This is a genomic window from Loktanella sp. DJP18, assembly GCF_049310965.1.
In the GTDB taxonomy this organism is placed as follows: Bacteria; Pseudomonadota; Alphaproteobacteria; order Rhodobacterales; family Rhodobacteraceae; genus Loktanella.
Map to the genome: position 1 here is coordinate 23,916 of NZ_JBMERN010000046.1, position 6,000 is coordinate 29,915.

The window sequence follows — 6,000 nt, forward strand, 5'->3', positions numbered from 1 at the left end:
ACCGACGTCGTTATCGTCTGCCGCCAGACTACCCGGCAGTCATGCATCAGTCCGGGCAAGGTGTCGGTGCAGGCCAACACCTACCTTTTCGACGGGCCGCACTTGCCATCGCCGATGCGAAAGATCGCGGGCCGCTTGGCCCGGCCCAAAGCGTCTGAACGACGGCCATTGCGCCGACATTTGCACTGAACGCATCGCTGCGAAGTTTTTGGCACCTGACCGGGAACCAAACTCAGATTGCGACGTTAACCATTCATCAAGGCGCTTGTCCCCGTGCCTGACGCGACCGGTCCAATCCAGTGCCTCCCCGACACGAGGATCGACCGGTCGCCCCCCCCTCCCCTCCACCGACTGAAGGCACGCCGCCGGAACCGGTCGGCCCGTCAATCGTTCTCGTCGCAGGAACCGGAGGAGCATCATGTCGAAGTTCAAGGAAGGCTATACCGTCAAGTGGCACTGGGGTAACGGCACAGGGACGGGCAAGATCGTGAAACGCTACACGCGCAAAACGACCCTGACCATCAAGGGTTCAGAGATCACGCGGAAAGCGTCAGACGACGAACCGGCGTTTCGCATTCGCCAGGACGATGGTGACGAGGTCCTGAAATCCGTGACCGAGATCGAGCGAGCCTGATGTCATTCGCACAGATCGCCCGGATCGCCGACCTGATCTACTATCCCGACACGGAGCCCGGGATTCGCCGCAAACGCGCGGGGCGGGGATTCAGCTATGTCGGTGTCGACGGGACCCGGATCGACGACAAGGAAGAACGCCAGCGCATCGCGGCATTGGCGGTCCCGCCGGCCTACGACGATGTATGGATTTCGCCGATCCTGCGAGGTCACTTGCAGGCGACCGGCCTGGATGACCGAAAACGCAAGCAATATCGCTATCATGCCGATTGGACCGATCACCATGCGCAACTGAAGTTTCACAAGCTGGCAGGCTTTGCCGAAACCCTGCCCAAGCTGCGGCGCTGGATCGCCGACCGCCTGCGCGGCCCCATCGGTGACCGCGAAACCGCTGTGGCGGCGACGCTGGCACTGATCGACCGGGCGTCGCTGCGGGTTGGAAACAGCATCTACGCGCTGGAAAACGGCAGCTATGGGGCGACGACCATGCTGCGCGAACACGGTGTGTTCGAGTCCGGGCGAGTCACGCTGAATTTCATCGGCAAGGGGAACGTGCAGATCAGCAAGGATTTTCACGCGCCGCGGTTGGCTGCCGTGCTGGAAGCCTGCCAAGACCTTCCGGGGGCCGAGATCATCTGCTGGCAGGACGATGCCGGCGCGCCGCATCCCGTCCGGTCAGAGCAGATCAACACGGCGCTTCATGACCTGTGTGGTGTCGATGTGACGGCCAAGACGATGCGAACGTGGAACGGGACGTTGTCTGCCTTCAATGCGGCGCGGGGCACGGATGATCTGACGATCAAGGCAATGACAGAGGCGGCCGCCGCCACATTGCACAATACGCCGACCGTGGCGCGCAACAGCTATATCCACCCCGCCGTGATCGAATTGGCAGAGATCGCGCCAAAAGAACGCGGTGCAATGCTGACAAGATTGAACAAGGTCGCCGATGTCCCGGGCCTGCGACACGGAGAGGCCGCATTGGCCGCCCTTTTGCGAGGCGATTGAAGGGTTCACATCAGCGGACGCTGCGGCACGAGGTTGAGTTCCACCTTGGCAAGGTCCGCCAGCTTTTCCTTGTCGTTGATCGTCAGATGTCCGTCCGACCAGTCGGCAAGTTGCTGGTCGCGCAGCTTTGAAAGCGTCTTGTTGGTATGCACCAGCGACAGCCCCATCGCATCCGCAAGATCCTGTTGACGAAACGGCAATGCCATCGACCTGTTCTGCACCAGACCGATCCGCTCTCCCCGCATGAAGGTCCGCAACAGCGCCCAGGACAACGCCTCCATCGCCGTGCGCTGCCCGATGGATGTCAGCGCCTCGCCCAGAAAATGTTCCTCGACCGCGGCAAGCCATGTGATGTCGAAGGCCCGTTCAGGGTAAAACTTGAAGAAATTCCACAATTCAGAACGATTGAAGACGCACAGCGTCATCTTGGACGACGCTTCCACCGAGTGAGCCATTTCGCCCATGACGCCGGCCTGAAGGCCGATGAAGTCGCCGGGAAACACGAAGTTCACGATCTGCCGGCCGCCGTCCAGCGTGGTCTTGTAACGCAACCCCATGCCACGCAGCGCCGTGAAAAGCTGTGGGCTGTTGGACCCTTCGATCAGGACCGGGGTTCCCGCCTCGATGACCAGTTCGCCGACCTTGAACTTCTGCATCGCCTTTTCGTCCTGTTCGGAGAATTTTTTGAACAGGTCATGTCTGCGCAGCGGACACTGGGTGCATTTGGTCTCCATGTTCACTTTCTGGCTTTGGCAGGTCGGCATGTGCCAATCAACCATGCGATAGGCTCAAGGCAGGTGGGCTGGATGAGCCTGTCGTCCGCTGTGAGGGCAGGCCAAGGCAGGCCTGCACCTCCGTTGATCGGTCAGACGTTCAACGTTTCGGTCGACGAAAAGAACATGGCCTGCGCGACAGCCGAGCGCACCTGATCCTCGGTATAGGGTTTGGCGATCAGGAACGCAGGTTCGGGCTTGTTTCCCGTCAGCAGCCGTTCCGGAAAAGCCGTGATGAAGATCACCGGCATGTCGCCGAATTCGCCCAACAGTTCATTCACGGCATCGATCCCGGACGAGTTGTCGGCAAGCTGGATATCCGCAAGGATCATGTCCGGACGCTCTGACCGGCCTAGCGTGATCGCCCCGGAGTGGGTGCGTGCGATTCCCGTGACCTTGTGGCCCATGTCGGACACGAGTGATTCGAGGTCCATCGCGATGATGGCCTCATCCTCGATGATCAGGATGCGACCCGACACGCTGTCGGCCATCTCGCGGTGCGCGATGTCGATCAGATGGACGGCCTCGGACTCATCGATCGACATGATGTCGGCGATTTCGGCGTGGCTGAATTCCTCGATTGTGTGAAGCAGCAAAGCCTCGCGTGTATTGGCGGTCAGCTTGGCCAGATGACGTTGCGCAGCCCCCTCGATTCCCGCGGGCACGTCACCCGGATCGGATGTATCGGTGCTGATCCACATCATGTGCAGCGTCTTGAACAAGGCGGATTTCGCGGAAATCTGCGTATCAAAAATGCTGCGATCTTCCAGAATCGCCTCAAGCGTGGCGGCCGCGTAGGCATCCCCGCTTGATTGTGTACCGGTCAGGGCCCGCGCGTAGCGGCGGAGGTATGGCAGGTAGGTGCCAATCGCCGTCGTGATGTCCTGTTGTGCGGTGCCATTTGACATAATGTTTTTCTTCCTGTCTTACCCTTACGCGGGAACCGAACGCCTTGGCCAACGTTTGGGTTCCTCAAGGCATATATGTTGAATTTAGATAACGGCAGGCGGGCGAATGTCCAACGAAACTCCGAGTGATAGGGCGCGCCAGCAGATCGACGCCAACCTTAAACGTGTTTTCCGGGAACAGGAACAGGCGGATCTGCCTGACCGGTTGAAAGACCTTCTCGCAAGATTGAAGGCATCAGAGCAGCCGGATCAAGGCGAGAAGCCATGATTGCCGATCCACGTGACGAACTTGTCAATCACCTTCCCGCCCTTCGTGCCTTCGCGATTTCGCTGACGCGCAACGGGTCCACAGCTGACGACATGGTGCAGGACACCGTGGTCAAGGCCTGGACGAACATCGAGAAATTCGAACCCGGCACCAACATGCGGGCGTGGCTGTTCACGATCCTGCGGAACACCTTCTATTCCAGTCGTCGCAAGGCCAAGCGCGAGGTCGCCGATGTCGACGGCATCTTTACCGAGAACATGGCCGAGAAACCCGCCCATGACGGTCATCTTCAGATGACGGACTTTCGCACGGCCTTTGCCAAACTGCCCGACGAGCAGCGCGAAACGCTGATTCTGGTCGGTGCGTCCGGCTTTTCTTACGAAGAAGCTGCCGAAATGTGCAACGTTGCCGTAGGCACGATCAAAAGCCGCGCCAACCGCGGCCGAAAGCGGCTGGCAGAACTGATGCACCTCGACGCCGACGGGCCCGTCGAACTGACGGACAAGGTCACGATCGCTGTCGTCGCAAATAATGGCAATTCGGCATTTTGATGACACACGACCGGAACGTCCACGGTGATCGCTGGCCGTTCCTGCATAGTCTGCCTTTCCGCGTCGTGGCATTCCTGTCGCTGGCGCTATTGCCGATCGGTCTTCTTGCGGTTTGGCAAACGCAGAATCTGGATGAGACACTGCGGGCGCGCACCGAACTGTCGTTGGTGGCGCTGACCGAAATTGCGGTCTCTGGCGAACGGCAGACCCTGCAACGCGCGCTTGGCGCGGCGCGCGGACAATCGGTCACTTACAGCATGACGGAAGAGGATCCCGCGGCCTGTAGCGCGGCCTTCAAGGCGTTTCGTGACGCCGACCCGTCCATCAGCTTTGCTGGCTTCTTGCCGGTGGAAGGGCCGATCGTGTGCTCCTCCGAGGACGCGCCGATCACTGTCGCGCCAACGTCTCGACTGCGGCAGATCGCCGGGGCGACGAGCAATAATTTAACCGCGCAAATGCGCCTGGACGATACCGGGCGAAGGGTCGCCGTGCTGACGCAGCCCGTCACACAGGACAACGCGGTCATCGGGCAGATCGTTCTGGCCCTCCCGACGGACCTGATGTCCGCGGCGCGCGACCTCGACAATCAGGCACCACCGATCGCTCTCACCATATTCAATGGCGAAGGACAGGTGATCGTGACCCAGGGACAGGCCATGGAACGCGGCGAAGTCGTGGTCGGTGATGATGTCCTCGATCGCCTCGGGGCCTCTCCCAAGGCTTTCTTCGGTCGAAGCCAGTCGGGCGAGCGTCGCGTCTTCATCGTGCTGACTCTCGTGCCTGGACTGGCCTATGCCATGACCGAATGGGCCACGACCGAAGGATTTCTGGCGACCAACGCGATCGCGCTGCCCTCTGTCTTGTTACCGGCCCTCATGTGGCTGGCCAGCCTTCTTGTCGCCTACTTCGCGGTTCATCGCCTTGTCGTCAGCCCTGTCCAGGACCTGGGCGCACGGATGCGGCGATTTGCGTCGAACAGGTCGCTTCAGCAACCCAAAGGCACCGACATGCTGCCGCAGGAACTGTTCGATCTGGAACAGACCTTCGTGAACATGGCCTACGACCTGATCGATGACGAGGCGCGGATGGAAAACAGCCTGCGTGAAAAGAACGTCCTGCTGAAAGAGGTGCATCACCGGGTGAAGAACAACCTGCAAATGATTTCCTCCATCATCAACATGCAGATCAGGACGTCGTCGTCGTCCGAAAGCCGGCAAGCCCTGCGACGGCTGCAGGACCGTGTCATCGGCCTCGCGACGGTGCACCGCCTGCTCTATCAGTCGAAAGAAGTTGCCCGCGCGGACGCTAGTTCGCTGCTTCAGAATGTCTGCGCCGGCCTGTTCGCCCAGCTCCACGAGCAGCGTCCTGGCGCGACCCACACCCTCGAAGTGGATCGGTTCACGCTTGTTCCCGATCAGGCGGTGCCACTGGCGCTGCTGGCAGGAGAGGTTGGGACCAAGGCAATCCAGCAGATGCCACAGGGTTCAGGCGAAAACGTGTTCCTGCACATCAGCGTGCGGATCGTGTCGCCGGGCATGGCTCAATTCCGCTGTCGTAGCAGTTCGGATCAGCCCGTCACCCCGCAGAATCAGCACAAGGGCGTTGGCTGGCAGTTGATCAGGGCCTTTGCTCTGCAGCTTGGCGGCAAACTGGAACGGCGGCAAGACGAGGGTGTTCACATCATCAGCGTCGAGTTTCCCATCACCACGGCCATTCCTGATGCGATGGACTACTGATCCGCACCATATGACAAGACGGGCACGGTCGTGGTCAAAGCCACCAGCTGTCGGCAAATCGACGTAGCGCAGGGAACCTTCGACACGCAAACTCGTTTCTTCCCCGACGAAGGATGGAATGAA

The 6,000-nt window shown here is 60.2% G+C and carries 7 protein-coding genes; 5 read left to right on the top strand and 2 right to left on the bottom strand.

Going from position 1 to position 6,000, the window contains the following annotated elements:
* Nucleotides 1-418 precede the first annotated feature (418 nt).
* Both ACOI1H_RS13915 and ACOI1H_RS13920 read left to right on the top strand, forming a co-directional pair.
* Nucleotides 419-634, top strand: coding sequence for a DUF2945 domain-containing protein (locus tag ACOI1H_RS13915; RefSeq protein ID WP_422438318.1), 216 nt, complete (start codon nucleotides 419-421; stop codon nucleotides 632-634).
* A complete protein-coding gene (locus tag ACOI1H_RS13920; protein WP_422438320.1) occupies nucleotides 634-1,641 on the top strand; it encodes a DNA topoisomerase IB in 1,008 nt (335 codons plus the stop codon). The genes ACOI1H_RS13915 and ACOI1H_RS13920 overlap by 1 nt, the downstream gene beginning before the upstream one ends.
* 5 nt (nucleotides 1,642-1,646) lie before the next feature.
* On the opposite strand, the gene ACOI1H_RS13925 is transcribed toward ACOI1H_RS13920, so the two are convergent.
* On the bottom strand, nucleotides 1,647-2,375 hold the full coding sequence (locus tag ACOI1H_RS13925) for a Crp/Fnr family transcriptional regulator (RefSeq protein WP_422438327.1): 729 nt from the start codon (nucleotides 2,373-2,375) through the stop codon (nucleotides 1,647-1,649).
* Nucleotides 2,376-2,506: 131 nt separating this feature from the next.
* A complete protein-coding gene (locus ACOI1H_RS13930) occupies nucleotides 2,507-3,322 on the bottom strand; it encodes a response regulator (protein ID WP_422438321.1) in 816 nt (271 codons plus the stop codon).
* A 106-nt stretch (nucleotides 3,323-3,428) separates the two neighbouring features.
* Here ACOI1H_RS13930 and ACOI1H_RS13935 point away from each other — a divergent pair, with 106 nt between their 5' ends.
* Genes ACOI1H_RS13935 through ACOI1H_RS13945 form a run of 3 tightly spaced genes read left to right on the top strand, consistent with a single transcriptional unit; the run spans nucleotide 3,429 to nucleotide 5,877 of the window.
* On the top strand, nucleotides 3,429-3,590 hold the full coding sequence (locus ACOI1H_RS13935; protein WP_422438322.1) for a NepR family anti-sigma factor: 162 nt from the start codon (nucleotides 3,429-3,431) through the stop codon (nucleotides 3,588-3,590).
* Complete coding sequence (locus tag ACOI1H_RS13940; RefSeq protein WP_422438324.1) at nucleotides 3,587-4,141, top strand: RNA polymerase sigma factor; 555 nt, start codon at nucleotides 3,587-3,589, stop codon at nucleotides 4,139-4,141. Before ACOI1H_RS13935 ends, ACOI1H_RS13940 begins: the two co-directional genes overlap by 4 nt.
* Entirely contained in the window at nucleotides 4,141-5,877 is a 1,737-nt protein-coding gene (locus tag ACOI1H_RS13945) for a sensor histidine kinase (RefSeq protein ID WP_422438325.1), read from the top strand. Before ACOI1H_RS13940 ends, ACOI1H_RS13945 begins: the two co-directional genes overlap by 1 nt.
* Nucleotides 5,878-6,000: the final 123 nt, after the last annotated feature.

Excerpts from the sequence above, each read along its gene's own strand:
- ACOI1H_RS13925 (WP_422438327.1), bottom strand. The coding sequence starts at position 2,375 with ATGGAGACCAAATGCACCCAGTGTCCGCTGCGCAGACATGACCTGTTC.
- ACOI1H_RS13945 (WP_422438325.1), top strand. The coding sequence starts at position 4,141 with ATGACACACGACCGGAACGTCCACGGTGATCGCTGGCCGTTCCTGCAT.
- ACOI1H_RS13940 (WP_422438324.1), top strand. The coding sequence starts at position 3,587 with ATGATTGCCGATCCACGTGACGAACTTGTCAATCACCTTCCCGCCCTT.
- ACOI1H_RS13915 (WP_422438318.1), top strand. The coding sequence starts at position 419 with ATGTCGAAGTTCAAGGAAGGCTATACCGTCAAGTGGCACTGGGGTAAC.
- ACOI1H_RS13930 (WP_422438321.1), bottom strand. The coding sequence starts at position 3,322 with ATGTCAAATGGCACCGCACAACAGGACATCACGACGGCGATTGGCACC.
- ACOI1H_RS13935 (WP_422438322.1), top strand. The coding sequence starts at position 3,429 with ATGTCCAACGAAACTCCGAGTGATAGGGCGCGCCAGCAGATCGACGCC.
- ACOI1H_RS13920 (WP_422438320.1), top strand. The coding sequence starts at position 634 with ATGTCATTCGCACAGATCGCCCGGATCGCCGACCTGATCTACTATCCC.